Raw genomic sequence first — 20,329 nt, 5'->3', positions numbered from 1 at the left:
GTTATCTTGAAATACTTTGATAAATAGTTCCTAATTTTTGAGTAGTGTTTACTTTGTCAAACTTCTGCCTAACATACTGTTTTGCTTCGGAAGCAAAAGTAGCCAATTTGGCAGGAGAATCGGCAAGATGAAGAATAGCCTTTTCCATGGCACTGACATCATTAACTGGGACTAGAATACCAGAGACCCCATTTTCAAAAAGCTCTGCTGGCCCACCACAATCTGTGGCGATCAAAGGTGTGCCAAAGTATAGAGATTCAAAACAAGTCAATGAGAACGATTCTGACTCAGAAAAGTTGAGCATTACATCAGCATCTTTGATTTCTTTTTCAATATCATATGTAAAGTCACAAAAAGTTACTATCTGCTCCAAACGATTCTGATGTACCGTTTCCTCTAATGACTTTTTAAACTCTTGATTTTTTTTCAACCCCATATCTCCCCCCACAAACTTTAACCTGATCCTATTATTTTTTTTAAAACAGCTAATAAAAGCTTTTAAACATTTATCCTGTCCTTTGCCTTGTATGTAGTTACTAAGATACAAGAATTTAATTTCCTGAGGTTGATTTATATGGTCAACTACTTTAGCAGGTAACTTTTCTTCAACCAATGCTCTGTCATAAACTAAAATTGCTTTTGGTTCATTTTCAAAGTGATTCAAAACAGCTTGGGAAACACAAATGATTTTATCTGAGAACTTCTTATTCAGTCTAGTCCAAACACCCCCAAATGGCCTTGGAAAAGAGAAAGGCATTCTACGCACATGTGTTACTAAAGCAGCATTATTACCCAATAAACGACTCAATACCCCTGTCATATTAAAAAAATCATTCATATGCAGTATGGATGCTCCCTCCTTCTTTAAAATTTTATTCAGTCTTAGACTATTAATAAACAACTGAGGTAAATATCTGAGCAAGTCTATTGGTCTACGACTTATTTCAACGAAAGGAAGGAAATAGATAGCAAACCCTGCCTCTTTTATTAAAGACGCAGATGTTGAACCTGATGGTAAAACGTAAATAAAATTAAACCTATCCCGAAGCTCCAAACTAGATGCAACGCTAGCTTTTAATGCTCCCGTTATTGCAATTGCATTATCAACAATTATTATACATTTTCTATAACTTCTTCCCATTTGTGTATTATTTTATCTGGCGCTAAAGCAGAAGTTCTTTCAATACCTTTTCTAGAGTAAGATACTCTTAGGCTTGAATTATCTAAGATTTTAATTAATGTATCAACCCAAACAGCTTTGGCCTCAGTAATATCTGAGGAAGATAACATTGGCATCAATACTCCATATTCAGAAAACTCAGCATTTCTAATTGGATGCTCCGGCTGAAAAAGAGGAGACAGAATTTCCCTAGGCCCAGTGGGACAATCAGCAGATATAACTGGTAAACCACAAATCATAGCTTCACATAGGGCCATTGGAAATCCCTCCCAAGCTGATGGAAATACAAACGCAGATGCTTTACTTAAATATTTGAATGGATTTGCCTGATATCCTAAAAAATAAACATCATAACTATTATTAAAGAGATCATTATTCCAAGCTTGGTATAAATTTAATCCACATCGTTTTCCTTCTTCAACTAAATCAGTTCTTAACTCTCCATCGCCAATAATGATTAACTTAGATTCAGGTTTATACTTCTTAACCTCAGAAAGAATAGAAAATATTGGTTTTTGGTTCTTTTGAGTTGCCAAGCGACCAGAGGTTATTAAAATATCACCTCTCTGAAACAATTCAGAATAAGTGGGCTCTAAAGGTTCAGAGGCTTTGGATTGAATTTCTTCAATATTAAAAAAGTTATTTATTGTTATAACTTTATCACTCTTTACTCTAAACTCATAAATTAACTCAGGATTAATATCTCGACTAACAGTCACAATTTTATCTGCGCGATTGTAAAGTGAAGGCATCAATATTTTTTTACGCATAAAACCAAACGCACCAGTAATATTTTTATCATGCAGCTTAGAACCATGTATGCATAAAATTACTTTTTCAGCACCTTTACTTAATAAATTAATATAATCAGCTCCTTCTAAATGGCTAATACAAATATCTACCTCATATTGCCTCTTTACCTTTTTAAGTTTTTGGCAACGTACAATAAAGTTTTTCACTTTTTCAAAAAGAGACCCACCACCAGGCACATCTAAATTAATAAGTTTATTTCCTGAGCTATAAGCTTTTTTCCCATCTGTGTTAAAAACGCACTCAATGACATTATACTTTTTCCCAAATGCAATACTATGATCATTGAAAACACGCTCTGCTCCACCAAACCCAACATTTGGAATTAAGAGTAAAATATTTTTTTTCTTTTCTTGACTCATCACATTTAAATAAACACTAAATATGGCTCACTAATTATGAAAGATTTGAATAAATCTGCACATAATTATTAACACAATTATTCATATCAAATTTTTGAAATGCTTTTTTAGCTAACGCACTATGTGCTAACAATAGATTTCTATTTGAATAATAAGCCATGAGGTAATCATAGAGCTGATCAACACTAAGGCTAGATCCATCAAAATCAAGCAAAAATCCGGCATCTTCTTTTGAAGAAGGATCAAATACCATTGACGGAATCTCACCAACTCTTGTAGCTATAACGGGCTTTCCACAATACAAAGCTTCAATTATCACAGTTGGCAAAGATTCATAGGGGAAAAGAGACGGTAAAACAAAAACGTCAAGTTTAACTATTTCATCCACAGGATTGGGATGAAAACCAACAAAATTAATTCTAGGATGCCTTTCATATTGTTCCTTTAGTTTATCAATATAATCACCTACCCCTACTAAGTTCAATTGGCAATCTTGTGGCATCTTTAAAAAAGCTTCTACCAAAACTGACCAGCCTTTTAATTTCACTCCTCTAGACACCATCCCAATAGTGAACACTTTATTTTGAATAGGTGCTGATTTATTAGAAAAATTAGCGGAAAATCCATTATATAATTTAACAACCTTAGAGGAAGGAAGTTTTAATTCATTACTAAAAAAATCTAACTGCTCATCTGAAATAACCACCCATTTATTTATCCGCTCCTTTATAAAACCTACTTTTTTAAATAAATTCAACCATCTTATATCTTGGCCTTCTTTAGCTTTATTATAATAATCTGAATAATCTCCATGAACAGTAGAAACTACTTTTAAGTCAGGATATTCTTCCTTTATAAGAGAAAACAAATAATCGACCTTAATTAAATGTGTATGAAATACACTATAATTACTTATAACCTTTCTCTCAATCCACTTTTTGGTTAGAAACGTCTGCAACGAAAAATCAACGGACAAAACTCGCAATAAGTTATCCAACCTTTTGATCCACTTCAAAAACGGCAGGGGGACCCTTTTAATAGTTAAGTCTTTATAATAATCAAGTAAATTTGGGTTTTCAATATCAGGATTAAGGTTCAGGATATCACAAGCAATTCCCACTTCGTTTAACTTTCGGCACAACCTCAACACAAATGTCTCTGCACCACCTGCATGCAATGTCTCAGAAACTAAAAGAACTCTCATCAAAAACAACTTCAATTATCAATTAAAAACTACAAACCACAACCAATCTATTGATATTTCTTAACTATATCCACCAAAACAATCGATTTTACATGCGTCTTTAATCTACACCAAGCGAAACAATTAAATTATCATAGACTTATACGTATTCTATACGATAGGTGAAGGTAAATAAGTCTTTACATTAAGCTTGCTTAACTGTATGATATATATATCGCCCTATAGCTTCAGGACTAACGCTATTATCATACCAATCCTTCACAGCCATTGAAAGTTGCTCCATCTTTTTGGTATCTGATAATAAATTCTCTACAATTGAAGTTACTACTCCCCAATCTGGTATTTCAATAATTGGGCACTGATTGAACAACTTCCTTTCAGGAAGAACCTCTGAAATAATGACACACCCTTGCCGCATTGCCTCATACAACCTAAAGCTTTCAACAGAAACACTACCTCCAGGGCAAAGGACAATTTTGCTATCTGCAACGATAGAACTATATTCCTTACTGCTTAATCCAGAATTAAAACCTGATGTAAACCTTATATAACTAGATGGGAATTTATGGTCAAACGTAAGGTTTAGCAGCTTTCTTAGCCGATGTTGCACAAATAATGGGAGTTTGAAACCTAAAAGCCAGCTAAAGAAATCACTTCTTCCCTTATGTAAATTGCCGCTAAAAAACACATTAATACTTCTTTCAGAGATTTTTTTAACTTTACTTTCACGAAAAGAATAGTTATATCCTAATGGTATACAAAAATGATTAGAAGCTTTCAACTCATTTTCAGAAATATATGCTTGAAAAGATACCTTAGATCTATTAATAAGAAAAGAATAATCGTGGCATTGTTCATCAAAAATAAGAAGTATCGTATTTCTATCAATTAGATCTTTGTTCAAAGCTTCACCCTCGTATCCATTTATAAAAACATATGAGTATTCAGATGGATCAACTAATTGTCTTTGGAAAGCCTGAATTACTTTAAACAAATAATCCTTCTCAGCTAACCCAGAATCCTCTAAAACCGATTTTTTATTTCCTATATAAATCTCCACAATGTCACAAAATTAATTGAAGGCTACTGAAAATCTTTGGCCAAATTACTTGGGAAAGAGACCATCATTTTTCAATGGAGACTTCATCAGAAAGTTCCCATACATCTTATACTCAGATTCAAAGAAAAGCATCTTGTCTACAGCCTCCTGCAAAACAGCTAGATCCAGATGGTAGCAGTTCTCTTTGTTTAACCCCCCCCCTATCACCACATCATAATACTTCACCCCTAACGTGTAAGCCAACCAATAATAAAAGCTAGGCATGTAATCCTGGGGCATAACCTCAATGATGTGAGCGTTCTCATGGTCCATAAACAGTTCCTGCACCAGACCCGCGCCATGCAAGGCAACCAAGTACTTTGTCGTCTGGAAAAGCTCCGTCTGCTCCTCCATGGTCAGATTCTCTGCGTAAACCGTTTCAAAACCATAGGAAGCCAGCATTCTCGACACCTCCTCCTCATTGGCAAGGCCCCGCCCGAACCTCTTTGCATCGCGGCTCAGGAAGACCTTCCGGAAACATTTCCTGGGCGGAAGGTTGTATAGCTGCCGTGTCTTCAACCATGGCTCTTTGTCGAAGTGCACACACTGGAGCCGGTAAAGCTTTTCTACCTTATACCACTCATCAGGCTCCTGCACCAACCAATTGAGGCCTCTGAACTTATCGCTCCTTCTGTACAGGTACTGGAAATATTTATGCTCGAAAACCCGTCTACTAACCAGGAAGGGAATGTTGTTTGGCAGATCCACCTTTTCAAGCATATGGATGCTGTTGACACCGTTCAGTAGATGATGGTAGTAGTTTTGGGATACATAGGCATCATAGGCTATAGCTTGTTTTATTTTTTTTGCATTCCACCTGTTGGTAATATAAGGTATAACATAAGGGAGTTGTGGTCCAGGCCATAATGCAGTTTGATCCACAACTTTATTGATTCCTACAATTCCTAAACCCCTGCTTGGTTCAACAAATACATCATTTATCTCTACAACATATTCTTCTTGCAAGGAACACTTCTTACTATCCAAACCAATTGACCCAGAATATGTATTATTCTTAAAAGCAATAGGTAAGTCATCAAAAACCCTTTTGCTTTTTTTATACAAGTATTGAATACTATTTCCGGCATTGATCCTTGTCCAATATAAATAACCAAGTCTCCTATTAACTCCTTTAAGGAGCCTGTCAAAAAACAAATACATATTCTGTTGGCATTACTTCATGATGAATACTGATGATTAAATCAAACTTTTCTAATCAATCCTCAACTAAATCAATTATGAGTAAACTCGGGTATTTAACATTTTAATAACAGCCTTCTCAAGAAGATCAATCTCTAGATAAAAAGCCTCTCCTCCTTGTAATGCCCCCCCTATCACCACATCATAGTACTTTATCCCTAACGTGTAAGCCAACCAATAATACAAACCTAGCATGTAATCCTGGGGCATAACCTCAATGATGTGAGCGTTCTCATGGTCCATAAACAGTTCCTGCACCAGACCCGCGCCATGCAAGGCAACCAAGTACTTTGTCGTCTGGAAAAGCTCCGTCTGCTCCTCCATGGTCAGATTCTCTGCGTAAACCGTTTCAAAACCATAGGAAGCCAGCATTCTCGACACCTCCTCCTCATTGGCAAGGCCCCGCCCGAACCTCTTTGCATCGCGGCTCAGGAAGACCTTCCGGAAACATTTCCTGGGCGGAAGGTTGTATAGCTGCCGTGTCTTCAACCATGGCTCTTTGTCGAAGTGCACACACTGGAGCCGGTAAAGCTTTTCTACCTTATACCACTCATCAGGCTCCTGCACCAACCAATTGAGGCCTCTGAACTTACCGCTCCTTCTGTACAGGTACTGGAAATATTTATGCTCGAAACAAGACCTAGTAATGAGGAAGGGAATGTTGTTTGGCAGATCCACCTTTTCAAGCATATGGATGCTGTTGACACCGTTCAGTAGATGATGGTAGTAATTTTTAGTTGCGTATCCATCATATAAAACAGCACTGTCTATTTTTACAGCATTATAACGGTTTAAAAGATATGGTAGAATGTAAGGAAACTGGCTATCTATTATTGTAGTTTGAAGAATCACTTTATTAGGGTACTTGATAGCTATACCACGTTCGGGTTCAACAAACGCATCCTTTACCAACAAAACAAACTCTTCTTGTTTAGCCCATTTATTGGTATCTTCTAACAGGTATCCATTATATTCAGGAAAATCAAATCGTATAGAAATTTTATTAAAAACATATTTGCTGTTTTTATATAGAAAAACTATATCATCATCTGTCTCAACTTTCTTCCAAAATGATTTTGCTATTAGTTCCCCTAAACCAGTCCGCCATAGAACAGCCCTAAAGATCCTTTTAATATCAAACACTAAGATAAAAGTAAAGATTTGAAACTATACATAGACAAAAACCAATACACTGAATGCAGACTTATTAAAGAAACTAAACCAAAGAGAACAAATACTAAAAGAACATAACACTCCTAAACGAACTTTCTCATTAAACAATAAATGTTCGAATAAAATAACCTAAAGTAGAGAAGTTCTTTAGATAAAAAGGATTTAGTTTAAAACATTTCCCCAATAAACTCAAAGCTTGCTTTCTATCTCTTTTATCAATGGATTTTGCAGCCCAAACCCTATATTGATCAGCCATAAACCTCTTGTTTTTAAGAAGGGAAACTTCCATAGCTTCTAGTGCAGTAAAGTTTTTTTGCTCCAACCAATCAGTCCCTGATAAACTTCTTTGTTTTAAAACTTTATTAAGCATTTCAATTACTATCAATTTACGAGTATTATCTAACACATTAGTAATTGAATCAGGATTATCTCTGTAAGAATATAAAGCATCTCTTAGACAGAATATATCAAAATTTTCATTTGCCTTAACTGTCCAATATAAATCGTCACCCATTCCAGAAAAGTAGTTAGTAAACAATCCCTTTTCCTTGTATACATCCTTGTGAACCATCAATGGCGGGAACCAAAATTCATAAGGCTCCCCAGAATATCCTTTATATAAAATATCAGCACTCGGAGCAATTGTAGCAAAAATGTTTCCCCTAGAATCTATTTTATTATAGCCTGAGGCCACAATTTTTATTTTAGGATTTTTCAAACAAACTTGAACTTGCTTTTCTAGACGAGAAAAGCAAGACACATCATCACTATCGTTTTGAGTTATAAATTCACCTTTTGCTTGAGAAATAGCAAAATTTTTATTTGCCACATATCCCATATTGCGTTCTTGCAAGAATAACCGAACTTTAGGATGATCTTTTAATGTACTAAGCCATTCCCTGGTTCCATCAGTTGATCCATCATCACTAATTATTAATTCAAAATTTAAATAAGTTTGTTTTAAGATTGAATTAACGGCATTTTCAATGAAGGAACGTGTATTATAAGCACACATCACCACACTCACCAACGGATAATTACTTTGTGCAACTTTAATTTTACTCATTGAAATCCAATAAGAACATAAAAACTATTTAATTACCAATTACAACCGTTGGAAATTTTATAAATCAAAGATCTGCTTAGCGTTTAAAGACTACTTCCATGGAATTAGCGCAAAACTGCAGGATTAAGATGCAGTATGATATGCGGAAAACTTTAAGCAATAAATGTTCATTCAAATCAACTTCAAGTTGCTCTTAATTACTGTAAGCTTATTTTTTAACTTAGTTTTAATTACACCAAAAGGATTATTTTTTTTATCATCAATAATATTGGGAAACTTGACAAACAGCCAATCATCTTTAAGCTCATTATACTCAAGGGAGTATGTATTCATTACAGTAGCGTATTGTTTCCATAATGAATACTGTACGCAATGTGTCAAAATCTCATTAACAACGTCTAACTTTTGGGCTTTAATATTAATTTTAACAGCTTCACTAAAATCCTCAATTAATAAATTATCTAAAAGAGTAATCCACTTTTCAAACTTTGTTTTTAGATCTTCAAAAGACCATACCCCCCCTTGATGTATTCTATATACAGCCATCGGAAGTGAAAAGTATTTAATCTTACCAAACTTTGCAAGAAACATGAAAAGAGGGTAATCACCCACTGATGAGTTATAGAACCAAGGAGGAAACTTTTCAATGAGATTATTCCGATAAACTACGCTTAAGGTTGAAATAAAATTACTTCTTGATAAATCTAGTATTGTTAATTCCTTATCCTCGCTTATTTCATTTCTTATTTCTAATTTCTTACTAGGAAGTAGGTTGTACTTTGAATGACAAGAAATTATAAAATCAGGATTTTCACTCAAGAAATCAATTTGCTTCTGCAACTTATTTTCATCGATCCAATAATCATCACCTTCAAGCATGGCAATGTATTCACCTTTGCACGCCTGCAGATTAGCGATCACGTTAGGCTGAGCCCCCATATTTTTCTCCGGCAACCTCAGCTTTATTTTGTCAGGATATTTTGCTTTGTATTCCAAGCAAACTTCTCTTGTTCTATCAGTTGAGCAATCTTCACCTATAACTAATTCAAAATCAAAATCAGTTTTTTGCATCATAACACTTTCTATTGCCTTAGCAATATACTCCACATGATTATATGTAATCATACAAACACTAACTTTCATGATTCTCCAAGTTTTTTTCTAAATTCATTAGATTTCTTTCTCTTTCTTTCAAAAATTTCGCAGGATTACCACCAACAATTGTAAATTCTTTTGTGCTTCTATTAACAAAAGAATGTGCAGCTACTGCTGTTCCTTTTTCAAGTATCACACCAGGCATAATAGTACTACCCGAACCAATTATGCTATATCTTCTCACAATAACTGGAGCAGACTTCGTGCCTAGAAACTCTTTTGGAACTGTGGCATTTGTTAGAGAATTACCACTATAATCATCTGTGGATGAGAAAATCCCAACATAAGGTGCAGTAGTTGTTAGATCCTCCAATACTACATCTTCCATCCCGTTCATAAAATTAAATGCCGAAATTTGAACATGATTACCAATTCTTAAACTGCCAGTACCTGAAATCGCTAATACACAGAAATTATCTATCCTAACATTATTTCCTATATAAATATTAGGAATGTTATAAAGTGTAGCGGTCTTTGAAATTTTCACATTTTTGCCTACTGCTCCAAAACCTAACACATTTATTTCCTCTTCCGAATAGTAACCTATCATAATAATTCATAATTATTGATTAGGACATTCACTTGCTCTTTGGAATTGAACATAAGAACATCTATGATCGACAACCAAGGCACGAATTCACCTTTAAATTGCTTATATTCTATAGCAGTTGGTTTAATAAAACTTAATTTTATTTTTTGTTTCTCAAAATACTCCTTAGAGTACAATTGCAGGCCGCCAATTGGATTTATATAATTTGCAGCTCCTTCTTGCATACATATATCTATAACCCTTTCCTGTCCTTTCATATGAGCATTCAAGTATCCTTGGGAAGTCTCCAGGATTGAAGTATTAATCTTCAAATATTTACAAACCTCTTTTAGACTATTAACAGCAAGATTAGAAATATCACATGTTACATTATCAAAAATTGAACATATCAACGGATTAACTTCATCAAAAAATGGTGCTTTTTTATAACTTTGAGATACGGTTCTATAAAACTTATCTTTCCATATTAAATATAATTTAATATTAACTTTAGTATCTTTTATCAGTTGAAAGCTACTTGCATTCTCTAACGGTATTGTAAAAAGATAAGGATTATTATTTACCAGTATATTATTTCTATTTATCCAACCACTCTTAATAAAATTTACATCATCATAAACAATAAACTTATCAACTGCTGCAATTAACTGAAAGTAACCAATGTAAGGAAGAACATACGGCTGCATTATAGCGACTGTAGACATTTAACTAGTTATTTTGTATTCTTAATAAAACTCTACTAATCATATCCTGCTCTTCCATTGAAAGATCATGATACATAGGTAAACACAAAACCGTTTTTGCTATTCTTTCTGAGAAAGGGCAACTTACTGGACTTACGTAATTCAACTGATTCAAGGAAGGATAAAAATATCTTCGAGGAAAAATACCCTGTAAATTAAGTGCCTCTACTGATTGAAGCAGTTGCTCCTCAGTTTTAAATATTACAGGAAAGTATGAAGCATTATAGTTATCTGTACCCTCAGTTATTGACAGAAATTGTACTTCTAGAGAGACTAACTTCTCTTTATAATAATTCCATTGTTCTTTACGTTTAACCATAATTTGATTAGCATATTTTAATACACATAACCCCATTGCTGAATGCAGTTCAGAATTCTTAGCATTGATTCCTATACCATCAAATGTAGATGGAGTTGTGTGACCAAAATTGCGTAATAAGGCCATTTTCTTCAACAAATTTGGTTGATTTGTAAATACCGCACCACCTTCTACTGTATGAAATAATTTTGTAGCATGGAAGCTAGTGGTACTAATATCTCCATATTGGAATACTGATTTACCTTTATATTTTGTACCAAAACAATGAGCAGCATCATATATTACTTTTAACCCGTATTTATCGGCAATAGTCTGAATTGCCTCTATTTCACATGGATTACCAAAAACATGTGTCGCTAAAATAGCTGTAGTAGTAGAAGTGATAGCTGCTTCTATTTTAGCCGGATCAATATTAAATGTATATGGATCTATATCCACAAATATTGGGTTGCATTGTTCCCAAACAATAGAGGATGTGGTAGCTACATAAGAAAAAGGAGTAGTAATAATTCCTCCCTTTAATTGTAATGCTTTAATAGCAATTTGAATTGCCACAGTCCCATTACTTAAATACAGCATATGAGGCACACTAAGATACTCTTTTAGTTTAAGCTCCAACTCGTTTAACAAGGGACCATTATTTGTAAGCCAAACTGTTTTAAAGATATTCTCAATATATTTCTGATATTCTTCAATGGGTGGTAGAAATGCTTTTGTTACATTTATATTCATTTTATGCTCTCCTTTTTTTACACTTTTGCTCCTACAAAAACATTTTAACTAGTTTACCACAAGTCATATAACTAATCATTAAACATCAATAATTTATTAAAACAACTTCCTTAAAGGTGTTATAATGATTATAAATATTTCAAATTTGAAAGAACTTTAAATACTATTATTACAATACATATTATTGCAACAATCCAAAGTACGGTTCCTTATTATAAAAAACGCAGAAATTAAATCTTTCAAACTACTTCTTTTATTACATCTTCATAAGAACGCTCTGAAACAATTCTTCCCTTATCCATCTCAAAGATTCTGTCACAGTCCCTAAGCGTGGTAATTCGGTGGGCAATAATAAAAATGGTTATATCCGTTTGAGAAAGCCGATCAATGGCCTCACTTACTTCACGTTCAGTATTAGTATCTAAAGCACTGGTAGCCTCATCCAAGACTAACACTTGGGTATTTTTGTATAATGCCCTTGCAATGCCTATGCGTTGCTTCTGACCACCAGACAATTTAGCACCTCTTTCTCCAATAAGTGAATGCACCCCTTCAGGCAATGATTCTACAAAACCTTTTAAAGATGCCTGCTCTATTGCATATTGAAGTCTACTTTGGTCTACATGTTTATCACCTAATGTAATATTATCTTGGATGGAAGACTCCATTAAAAAAGTATCCTGTTTTACATAACTCACAATATCATACCAAGAGAGCTTGTTTTCTTCTGTCAAGGGTTCTCCGTCTATCAGAATATTTCCTTTCTGCTCCACATAAAACCTTAAAAGTATATTCATCAAGGTAGTTTTACCAGAACCGGAAGAACCTATGATACCTACCTTTTCACCTTTCTTGATCGTTAAATTTATCTTATTAATAGTAGACCTTCTTGATTCTGGAAAAGAAAAAGATAGTTCTTTGAAAACAATTTCTTTTTCAAACTTAATGGGTCTATCTGAATTATTTCCTATTAAGGGTTGTCCAAACTCTTCAAAGACCATTAATTCTGTAATAGCGATTTCACTCTGCTTTAAGGTTACCATAGAGGTAAGCAATCTATTAACAGAAGGCATCAATCTATAGGCTGCTGCGGCAAAAAGGCCAACAATAGCTACCAAACTTGATGATCCTTCTATTATGATGGAGTATAGGAAAATAGTTACTACGCCCAGTATAGCAACCATTTCAATAATCTTCAATGGAATCAAAGAAAACAAGTAGGATCGGGCCTCTAACTCTTGGGTCTTTTTTTGGGCAGAAACAAACTGGTTTCTAAAATCACCTATTTTGTTCGCAAGCTTCAGTTCTACAAAACCATTGAAGGTATTGGAGAGAATACCATAGGAAATAGGCCTAAGGGCATTTAGCTGAAAGCCTATATGAGCCGAGCGCTTCTTTAGCAATTGATAGGTTAGGATTGCCGATGGCCCCAGCACACCTATAAGAATCACAAATAACACTGGTTGATATATCAGTATCCCTAATATTATTACCAGAATAATGGTTACCTCAGATAGCAAGGTAAAGGTTGGCCTGATTACTCCATTCACAAAGAACTGGGGCACATTCAATACATTATTCACCAACTTAGCAGAGCCTTCATTTGCAAAATGCCAGAAAGGCAGATTAGAATATTTAGTAAACTGTCTATTTATTATCTTAATCGCAATTTCTGAGGTGAATTTTACTTGTTTATAGCTTATCCAGGTGGTAAACATATTCTTCAATAAGAAAAAAACGAAGATACCTACAATTAAAAATATTAAGAAAAGCTTCTCACTTTGGAAATTAAGTGCTTCATAAACATAAGCCAAGTATTTATTTGACGATATCAAAGATGGTGTTGAAGCGGCCATTATTACAGGCACCAAAGATGCTAACCCAAACACATCTAATATTGATGCTAGCAACAACAATAAAAAGGTAAAAAACGCATAACGCTTTTCACTTTTATTAAGATAATAACTAATCCCCTTAAGTGCTTTAACAACTATATTTTGATCCATATTCCTTAACTTTTTGGCAAATTATGCAATACCTCAGCAGCTGGCACCCGCTTCTTAAAACACTTAATATGGTGCTAAGATCATTTATATAATATTTCCTTAACTATTTCTCTTTAGTAGGATTGATCTCCAAGAGAGAATATATCAAATGAAATAACCCCACGTATTACATCCCACTTCCCCTAAATGGCACCCTATCCTCCTACACCATCCACTTTTTCCACCAATGCTGGAACACCACCAATGCCCAAATGCGGGCGTGAATGTCTCCTGGATTCTTGGAGAAGAGCTGCGCCTTGAGCCGTTGGATTTCGGCCACGTTAAAAATCCCTTGGGCTTCTATAAACGAATCTGACAAGAGGTCATCCATGACCAAGGGACGGAGTTCATTTTGGAACCATTTCAGCAAAGGAACCTCAAAACCATGTTTGGGACGTTTGTACAACTCTGGGGGAAGCATCTGCCGGAAGGCATCTTGCACGATCTTCTTCTTCATGCCTCCGTCAATTTTAGAGGACTGAGGTAACGAGAAGGCGAAGTTCACCACTTTGTAATCCAGGAAAGGCGTTCGTACTTCTAAACTGTTGGCCATAGACATTAAGTCTACCTTTGTGAGCATGTCATTTGGTAACACCAACTGCATGTCAGTCAAAAGTACCTCGTTTATGTCCCCTTTTTGCGAAAGGTGGCTTAAAATCTTCAGGCGGCGTTTCTTATAGGTGTTCTTGGAAAGAATCTTTTTAGATTTCCCGCTGAGCAAAGATTTGGCATCTTCTTCGGTGGCAAAAGAAGCCCAGCGCCAATACCGGTCTTTAGCAGATAGGTTCATCCCTTCGCCAAAGCGTTGGAATTGCCTTATCCGGTTCCCGAAGGAGGAGTTCCTAGATTTAGGCATCATTTCCCACAGGGGCAGGAAGGCAGCCACTGCTTCAGCGGCAAATCCTCCTTGCCGCACCTTGTACTCTGCCATGTGCTTGTTATACCCGGCAAACAGCTCGTCTGCCCCATCACCTGATAAGGCCACCGTAACTTTCTGCCGGGTATAGTGGCTAAGTATATTCACCGCCAAAGCAGAAGAGTCAGCGAAGGGCTCATCTATGTAATCCAGTGCTCTAAACAGGTGTTCGTATAAATCATTATTGGTCAGGGAGAAAACCGTATGGTTGGTTTTGTATTTATCAGCCACCAACTTCGCATACTTCGTCTCATCAAAAAAGGGCTCATCCTTGTATCCAATGGAGAAAGTATTCAGGTGCTTTGTGTGCCGTGAAGCCAGCGCCACAATGGCAGAGGAGTCAATGCCGCCACTTAGGAAGGCGCCTAAGGGAACATCTGCAATCATGCGGCGTTGTACCGCACCATCCATGAGATCCACCAGCTTTTTCTGCTGCGCCTCATAAGAAAGGCTGTTGTTCTTTACCTTCTTCTCGTCGTACGGAATCTTATACCAGCGCTTAACTTCAACTTTGCCCTTTGTACTCACGGTAAGGTAATGACCGGGCATCAGCTTTTTCACCCCCTTGAAAATGGAGGCAGGACCTGGAATATAGTTCAGTTGCAGGTACTCATACAGAGAGGCATAATCTAGTTTCCGGGGAATCCCGAACGCTAACAGGGATTTCATCTCAGAGGCAAACACTAACTTATCCTCGTCTTGGGACACTAAGAGGGGTTTCACGCCAAATCGGTCTCTGGCCACAAACAGCGTTTCCTCTTCCTTATCATAAATGGCAAAAGCGAAAAAACCGTTCAGCTTCTTCAGAAAAGAGGGGCCTTCTTCCATGTAATACTTCAGTAGGACTTCTGTGTCTGACTGCGAGAAGAAGGTATAGCCTTTATTAACCAGTTGCTTTTTTAACTCCTGGTAATTGAAGATCTCACCGTTGAAAACGATAGTATAGCGTTTATCATCATTGTGCATGGGCTGGCAAGCCACCTCGCTTACGTCAATAATGGATAAACGCCGATGACCTAACCCGACGGCACCATGGGTAAAATGACCACAAGAATCTGGCCCCCGAAGCTCAAGAGCGTCTGTTGAGTCTGATAAACGTTGAATGGCCGAACGGCCTTCCTGAGTAAAAGCGAAGATTCCAGATATACCACACATATTGCCGCAAAGTTACGACATATCTATGAAATGGTTTTTACCTAGGCTTTATATATATAACTAAACTACAGGCTCCCGTACTTATCAACCCCAAAATCCAACCTTAAAGACTTGTCTCATAACACTCTACCGGAAAACTCTGACTAACATTAAAATAATATTATTTAACATTATGAAACTAGGTCTTTCCCTTTAGACTCCCTCCCATAACCAATAGGTAGCACAATCAACTAGTTTACAGTAGGCCAAACATTGCTAAGGGATCTCTTTTTTAAGAGACACTTGACCACCACCTAATTCCTTTGAAATCTAAGTTGCGTGCTTTTTTCTTCACCTCCGATCAGCACTTTTCTAGAACTGGCAATCAAGGCAATTTCTCTGGGCGAGCCTCCGTTTTTAGGTCGTTTCCAGGAAACAGGCTAGTAACGGAGACCTGCTTGTCTACGGGCCCAGAACTCTGCTGGAGCCGCCTTTTACAGGCTAGTTTAAGAAAAACAGGCCTGAAATGCGAAACAGGGTTTTATGTTAAACAGAAAGAGCCCTAACGGGAGAAGTAAGAATAGGTAATGGGACAAAATTAACGTTCGTCTAATTTCAACCTGTTATGGAAAGAATGGCAGGGATCAATCTCCCATGTCAAACCAGAACAGCTTTTACTTCTGGGCTAACGCCTCCTTTACCTCCTAAAAACAAAGAGGCTTGCTGTTATGGTGGCAAGCCTCTTTGTTTTTAGGAGGTAATAAGATTTACGAGAACTAGAAGCTTCTGGCCTCCACTTCAGCGGTTTCCACGTGCTCCTTGAAGTACTCCAGGGTCCTCCTCAACCCTTCCGCCCTGGACACCTGCGGCTCCCAGCCTAGGATCTCCCGGGCCTTGGTGATGTCAGGGCGCCTTTTCTGCGGGTCGTTCTCAGGCAGGGGCTGGTAGCCCAGCCTCAGCTCCACCCCCGTCAGGCGGCAGATCTCCTCGGCGAACTCCTTTATCGTCACCTCGCTCGGGTTGCCGATGTTGACCGGCAGGGCGTAGTCGCTCAGCAGCAGCCGGTAGATACCCTCCACCAGGTCGTCCACGTAGCAAAACGAGCGGGTCTGGGAGCCGTCCCCGAAGATGCTCAGCTCCTCCCCCCTCAGGGCCTGGCTCATGAAGGCGGGCAGCACGCGGCCGTCGTTGAGGCGCATGCGCGGCCCGTAGGTGTTGAAGATGCGCACGATGCGCGTCTCCACCCCGTGGTGGGTGTGGTAGGCCATGGTGATGGCCTCCTGGAAGCGCTTGGCCTCGTCGTAGCAGCCCCGCGGCCCCACCGGGTTCACGTTCCCCCAGTACTCCTCCACCTGCGGGTGCACCTCCGGGTCCCCGTACACCTCCGAGGTGGAGGCGATCAATAATCTCGCGCCCTTCGCCCGGGCCAAGCCCAGCAGGTTATGCGTCCCCAAAGACCCCACCTTCAGCGTCTGGATCGGGATCTTGAGATAGTCAATGGGTGAGGCGGGCGAGGCGAAGTGCAGGATATAATCCAGTTTGCCGGGCACGTGTACGTACTTGGACACGTCATGGTTATAAAACTCAAACTGACCCAGCTTGAATAGGTGCTCGATGTTCTGGAGGTCCCCGGTGATGAGATTGTCCATCCCTATCACATGGTAGCCTTCAGCAATGAAGCGGTCACATAAATGGGATCCTAAAAAACCGGCCGCGCCGGTGACCAATACTCGTTTTCTATTCTCTTTTGTCATTTCTAGTTTGTTGTCTCAATAACCGGTTGCACCTCCTGAACCCCTATCCCGTAGTAGGCAAAGCCCAACTCCTGGAGCTCCCGCGCTTCGTATATGTTGCGGCCGTCCATAATGACTTTGTTCTTGAGCAGCTTGCCGATCACCTGAAAGTTAGGGGACCGGAACTCGGGCCACTCCGTCACGATCAGCAGGGCGTCCGCGTCGATAAGGGCCTCGTACTCGTCCTTAGCGTATTCCACCTTTTCGTTATCCCCGATCATATGTTTGGCCTCCTTGATGGCCACCGGGTCATAGGCCTTAACCCTGGCTCCTTCAGCCAATAGCTTCTCTATGATCACCAAAGAGGGAGCCTCACGCATGTCGTCGGTCTTCGGCTTGAAGGAAAGGCCCCACAGCGCGAAGGTCTTGCCGGCCAACTCCCCGTTAAAGTGCCTCATCACCTTATTGAAGAGCACCTCCTTCTGATTCTCGTTAACGGCCTCCACTGACTTGAGGATCTGCATCTCGTAGCCCTGCTCCTGGGCCGTCTTTATCAGGGCCTTCACGTCTTTGGGGAAGCAGGAGCCGCCGTAGCCGATGCCCGGGTAGATGAACTTGTTGCCGATGCGGCTGTCCGAGCCGATGCCGCGGCGAACCATGTTCACGTCCGCCCCCACGATCTCGCACAGGTTGGCGATGTCGTTCATGAAGCTGATCTTGGTGGCCAGCATGGAGTTGGCCGCATACTTGGTCATCTCAGCACTGGGCACGTCCATGAAGATGATGGGGTGCCCGTTCAAGAGGAATGGCTTGTAGAGCTTGCGCATCACCTCCTCGGCCTGCTCGCTCTCCACCCCTATCACGATCCGGTCGGGCTTCAGGAAGTCATCGATGGCGGCGCCTTCCTTGAGGAACTCCGGGTTCGAGGCCACGTCAAAGGGCAACTCAAATGCCCGTTTTCTTAACTCCTCGGCCACCGCCTGCTTCACTTTCCTGGCCGTGCCTACGGGAACGGTGCTCTTGGTCACCACCACTAGGTAGTCGTCCATGTGCTGGCCGATCTCCCGGGCCACCCCCAGCACATACTTGAGGTCCGCCGATCCGTCTTCCCCGGGGGGCGTCCCCACGGCGATAAAGGCCGCATCACACCCCTTTATGGCCGAACTCAGCTCTGTGGAAAAACTCAGTCGTCCTTTCTCCACGTTGCGAAGAACCATCTCTTCAAGACCCGGCTCATAAATGGGCAGGATCCCCTGCTTCAGGTCCTCGATCTTCTTCACGTTCACATCAATACAGGTCACATCAATCCCGACCTCGGCGAAACAGGTGCCTGTGACCAAGCCTACATATCCGGTACCTACTACAGCTATTTTCATAATAAATATGTTTGTTAACATTTGAAATCACGGTTAAATATAGAAAAATATTTATTAAACCATAAATTCAAAAAAAATCTTAATCCTTTTATATAGAGCTCTTACTACTTTCTTCTCACTCTGAGGAATTACCATTTCTAAGAGAAAAATGTTTAGCCTCCGTCTTTAAGTACTTATTAGGTTATACAAATTAATAACATTCTCTCCACATCTTAATCATTAGGGATACTCAGTACTGTAATCAAACCCTAGTTTTAAATAAAAATCACGAAGGACTAAGCCCTATTAATTAAAATTGTAACAACGTTAAGTTTTTTTTTTGGAAATATTAAAGATAGAATTTACATTGACTGGGAATCATTTTAGCTTTTTAATCAGTAAATAAACTTAATCAAATATATGAACACTATTTTTAATAACACATACTTGGTAATAATGGCTGGAGGGGTAGGAAGCAGATTCTGGCCATTCAGCAGAAACAAACACCCTAAACAATTTCATGATGTCCTTGGCACAGGGGAAACCCTTATTCAATCTACCGTGAAGAGGTTTGCCCCTATATGTCCTAATGAGAATGTATATGTAGTAACCAACCGTGAGTATAAAGCATTGGTAGCAGAACAGTTACCTGACCTACAGGAAGGGCAAATTTTACAAGAACCTTTGGCTCTAAATACTGCCCCTTGTATTGCGTATGCATGTTTTAAGATTGCGAACCAAAACCCAGCAGCCACCATTATTGTTGCCCCTGCTGACCATGTTATTCTTCGGGATCAAATATTTTTAACCTGTATCCAGCAAGCCTTAGAGGCATCTTCTCATGAGAGAATTTTAGTAACCCTGGGGATTAAGCCAACAAGGCCTGATATTGGGTATGGGTATATTCAATATCAGGACAATGGAAACCTACCGCTTAAGAAAGTGAAACGGTTTACAGAAAAACCTATGCTTAAGATGGCGCAAGAATTTCTTGAGAGTAAAGATTTTGTCTGGAATGCCGGAATTTTCATTTGGAGTGCAGACAGTATCTTAGGCGCTTTTAAGGAACACCTGGGAGAGGTCTATGATCTCTTTGAAAGAGGCACAGCCATTGCTGCTTATTCTACGGCCGATGAGGAAACGTTTATTGAGGCTGTTTATAAAAAATGCCCGAGCGTTTCAATTGATTATGGCATCATGGAAAAGGCAGACAATGTCTTTGTTATTTTAGGAGACGTTGGCTGGTCAGATGTGGGAACCTGGAACTCATTATATAGTATTTCAGATAAGACGCCTGAAGGCAATGTCATAGATGGAGACACTATGTTATACGATACCCAGAACTGCATCATAAAGACACCACAAGAGAAGTTAGTCGTGATACAAGGGTTACAAGGCTACATTGTTGCTGAACATGACAACATACTTATGATCTGCCAAAGAAAAAACGAACAGCAGGTAAAGGACTTTGTAACTGATGTAAAAGCCAACAAGGGAATGATGTATGTGTGACAGCCAGGTAGCTCTCCTAGCTATAAAGATATTATCTATCC

The 20,329-nt window shown here is 38.7% G+C and carries 16 protein-coding genes; 1 reads left to right on the top strand and 15 read right to left on the bottom strand.

Annotation, left to right across the window (positions count from 1 at the left end):
- Position 1 precedes the first annotated feature (1 nt).
- From FOE74_RS03700 to FOE74_RS03630, 15 genes are all read right to left on the bottom strand, one after another.
- A complete protein-coding gene (locus tag FOE74_RS03700; protein WP_149097236.1) occupies positions 2-1,141 on the bottom strand; it encodes a glycosyltransferase family 4 protein in 1,140 nt (379 codons plus the stop codon).
- On the bottom strand, positions 1,114-2,352 hold the full coding sequence (locus FOE74_RS03695; RefSeq protein WP_149097235.1) for a glycosyltransferase: 1,239 nt from the start codon (positions 2,350-2,352) through the stop codon (positions 1,114-1,116). The genes FOE74_RS03700 and FOE74_RS03695 overlap by 28 nt, the downstream gene beginning before the upstream one ends.
- 34 nt (positions 2,353-2,386) lie before the next feature.
- Positions 2,387-3,556, bottom strand: a complete 1,170-nt coding sequence (locus tag FOE74_RS03690; protein WP_149097234.1) for a glycosyltransferase family 4 protein — start codon at positions 3,554-3,556, stop codon at positions 2,387-2,389.
- Between the two features lie 184 nt (positions 3,557-3,740).
- Entirely contained in the window at positions 3,741-4,616 is an 876-nt protein-coding gene (locus tag FOE74_RS03685) for a hypothetical protein (protein ID WP_149097233.1), read from the bottom strand.
- Between the two features lie 45 nt (positions 4,617-4,661).
- Positions 4,662-5,816, bottom strand: coding sequence for a glycosyltransferase family 61 protein (locus FOE74_RS03680; protein WP_149097232.1), 1,155 nt, complete (start codon positions 5,814-5,816; stop codon positions 4,662-4,664).
- A gap of 75 nt (positions 5,817-5,891) precedes the next feature.
- Positions 5,892-6,998: a glycosyltransferase family 61 protein gene (locus FOE74_RS03675; protein ID WP_149097231.1), complete on the bottom strand. Its 1,107-nt coding sequence runs from the start codon at positions 6,996-6,998 to the stop codon at positions 5,892-5,894.
- Positions 6,999-7,128: 130 nt separating this feature from the next.
- Positions 7,129-8,094, bottom strand: a complete 966-nt coding sequence (locus tag FOE74_RS03670) for a glycosyltransferase family 2 protein (RefSeq protein ID WP_149097230.1) — start codon at positions 8,092-8,094, stop codon at positions 7,129-7,131.
- A 171-nt stretch (positions 8,095-8,265) separates the two neighbouring features.
- Positions 8,266-9,237, bottom strand: coding sequence for a glycosyltransferase family 2 protein (locus FOE74_RS03665; RefSeq protein WP_149097229.1), 972 nt, complete (start codon positions 9,235-9,237; stop codon positions 8,266-8,268).
- On the bottom strand, positions 9,227-9,799 hold the full coding sequence (locus tag FOE74_RS03660) for an acyltransferase (protein WP_149097228.1): 573 nt from the start codon (positions 9,797-9,799) through the stop codon (positions 9,227-9,229). The genes FOE74_RS03665 and FOE74_RS03660 overlap by 11 nt, the downstream gene beginning before the upstream one ends.
- Positions 9,796-10,503, bottom strand: a complete 708-nt coding sequence (locus tag FOE74_RS03655) for a WbqC family protein (protein WP_149097227.1) — start codon at positions 10,501-10,503, stop codon at positions 9,796-9,798. The genes FOE74_RS03660 and FOE74_RS03655 overlap by 4 nt, the downstream gene beginning before the upstream one ends.
- Positions 10,504-10,507: 4 nt before the next feature.
- Positions 10,508-11,593 (bottom strand): DegT/DnrJ/EryC1/StrS family aminotransferase, encoded by a 1,086-nt coding sequence (locus FOE74_RS03650; RefSeq protein ID WP_149097226.1) that lies wholly within the window; start codon positions 11,591-11,593, stop codon positions 10,508-10,510.
- Between the two features lie 239 nt (positions 11,594-11,832).
- Positions 11,833-13,599 carry an ABC transporter ATP-binding protein gene (locus tag FOE74_RS03645; RefSeq protein ID WP_149097225.1) on the bottom strand — a complete coding sequence of 589 codons (1,767 nt, stop codon included), beginning with the start codon at positions 13,597-13,599 and terminating at the stop codon, positions 11,833-11,835.
- 202 nt (positions 13,600-13,801) lie between these two features.
- On the bottom strand, positions 13,802-15,709 hold the full coding sequence (gene asnB, locus FOE74_RS03640) for an asparagine synthase (glutamine-hydrolyzing) (protein ID WP_149097224.1): 1,908 nt from the start codon (positions 15,707-15,709) through the stop codon (positions 13,802-13,804).
- A gap of 755 nt (positions 15,710-16,464) precedes the next feature.
- Positions 16,465-17,442 (bottom strand): UDP-glucuronic acid decarboxylase family protein, encoded by a 978-nt coding sequence (locus FOE74_RS03635; protein WP_149097223.1) that lies wholly within the window; start codon positions 17,440-17,442, stop codon positions 16,465-16,467.
- A gap of 2 nt (positions 17,443-17,444) precedes the next feature.
- Complete coding sequence (locus FOE74_RS03630; RefSeq protein ID WP_149097222.1) at positions 17,445-18,797, bottom strand: UDP-glucose dehydrogenase family protein; 1,353 nt, start codon at positions 18,795-18,797, stop codon at positions 17,445-17,447.
- A gap of 399 nt (positions 18,798-19,196) precedes the next feature.
- Between FOE74_RS03630 and FOE74_RS03625 the strand changes: the two genes are divergently transcribed.
- Positions 19,197-20,288, top strand: coding sequence for a mannose-1-phosphate guanylyltransferase (locus FOE74_RS03625; RefSeq protein WP_225840616.1), 1,092 nt, complete (start codon positions 19,197-19,199; stop codon positions 20,286-20,288).
- Positions 20,289-20,329: the final 41 nt, after the last annotated feature.

The organism is Rufibacter glacialis, assembly GCF_008271745.1.
Lineage (GTDB): Bacteria > Bacteroidota > Bacteroidia > Cytophagales > Hymenobacteraceae > Nibribacter > Nibribacter glacialis.
Note: the sequence above shows the minus strand (reverse complement) of the source record. Positions and strands in the feature narration are given on the sequence as shown.

What these genes read in the sequence shown, in the direction of transcription:
- FOE74_RS03700 (WP_149097236.1), bottom strand. Translation starts at nt 1,141, where the DNA reads ATGGGAAGAAGTTATAGAAAATGTATAATAATTGTTGATAATGCAATT.
- FOE74_RS03695 (WP_149097235.1), bottom strand. Translation starts at nt 2,352, where the DNA reads ATGAGTCAAGAAAAGAAAAAAAATATTTTACTCTTAATTCCAAATGTT.
- FOE74_RS03690 (WP_149097234.1), bottom strand. Translation starts at nt 3,556, where the DNA reads ATGAGAGTTCTTTTAGTTTCTGAGACATTGCATGCAGGTGGTGCAGAG.
- FOE74_RS03680 (WP_149097232.1), bottom strand. Translation starts at nt 5,816, where the DNA reads ATGTATTTGTTTTTTGACAGGCTCCTTAAAGGAGTTAATAGGAGACTT.
- FOE74_RS03670 (WP_149097230.1), bottom strand. Translation starts at nt 8,094, where the DNA reads ATGAGTAAAATTAAAGTTGCACAAAGTAATTATCCGTTGGTGAGTGTG.
- FOE74_RS03665 (WP_149097229.1), bottom strand. Translation starts at nt 9,237, where the DNA reads ATGAAAGTTAGTGTTTGTATGATTACATATAATCATGTGGAGTATATT.
- FOE74_RS03660 (WP_149097228.1), bottom strand. Translation starts at nt 9,799, where the DNA reads ATGATAGGTTACTATTCGGAAGAGGAAATAAATGTGTTAGGTTTTGGA.
- FOE74_RS03655 (WP_149097227.1), bottom strand. Translation starts at nt 10,503, where the DNA reads ATGTCTACAGTCGCTATAATGCAGCCGTATGTTCTTCCTTACATTGGT.
- FOE74_RS03650 (WP_149097226.1), bottom strand. Translation starts at nt 11,593, where the DNA reads ATGAATATAAATGTAACAAAAGCATTTCTACCACCCATTGAAGAATAT.
- FOE74_RS03645 (WP_149097225.1), bottom strand. Translation starts at nt 13,599, where the DNA reads ATGGATCAAAATATAGTTGTTAAAGCACTTAAGGGGATTAGTTATTAT.
- asnB (WP_149097224.1), bottom strand. Translation starts at nt 15,709, where the DNA reads ATGTGTGGTATATCTGGAATCTTCGCTTTTACTCAGGAAGGCCGTTCG.
- FOE74_RS03635 (WP_149097223.1), bottom strand. Translation starts at nt 17,442, where the DNA reads ATGACAAAAGAGAATAGAAAACGAGTATTGGTCACCGGCGCGGCCGGT.
- FOE74_RS03630 (WP_149097222.1), bottom strand. Translation starts at nt 18,797, where the DNA reads ATGAAAATAGCTGTAGTAGGTACCGGATATGTAGGCTTGGTCACAGGC.
- FOE74_RS03625 (WP_225840616.1), top strand. Translation starts at nt 19,197, where the DNA reads ATGAACACTATTTTTAATAACACATACTTGGTAATAATGGCTGGAGGG.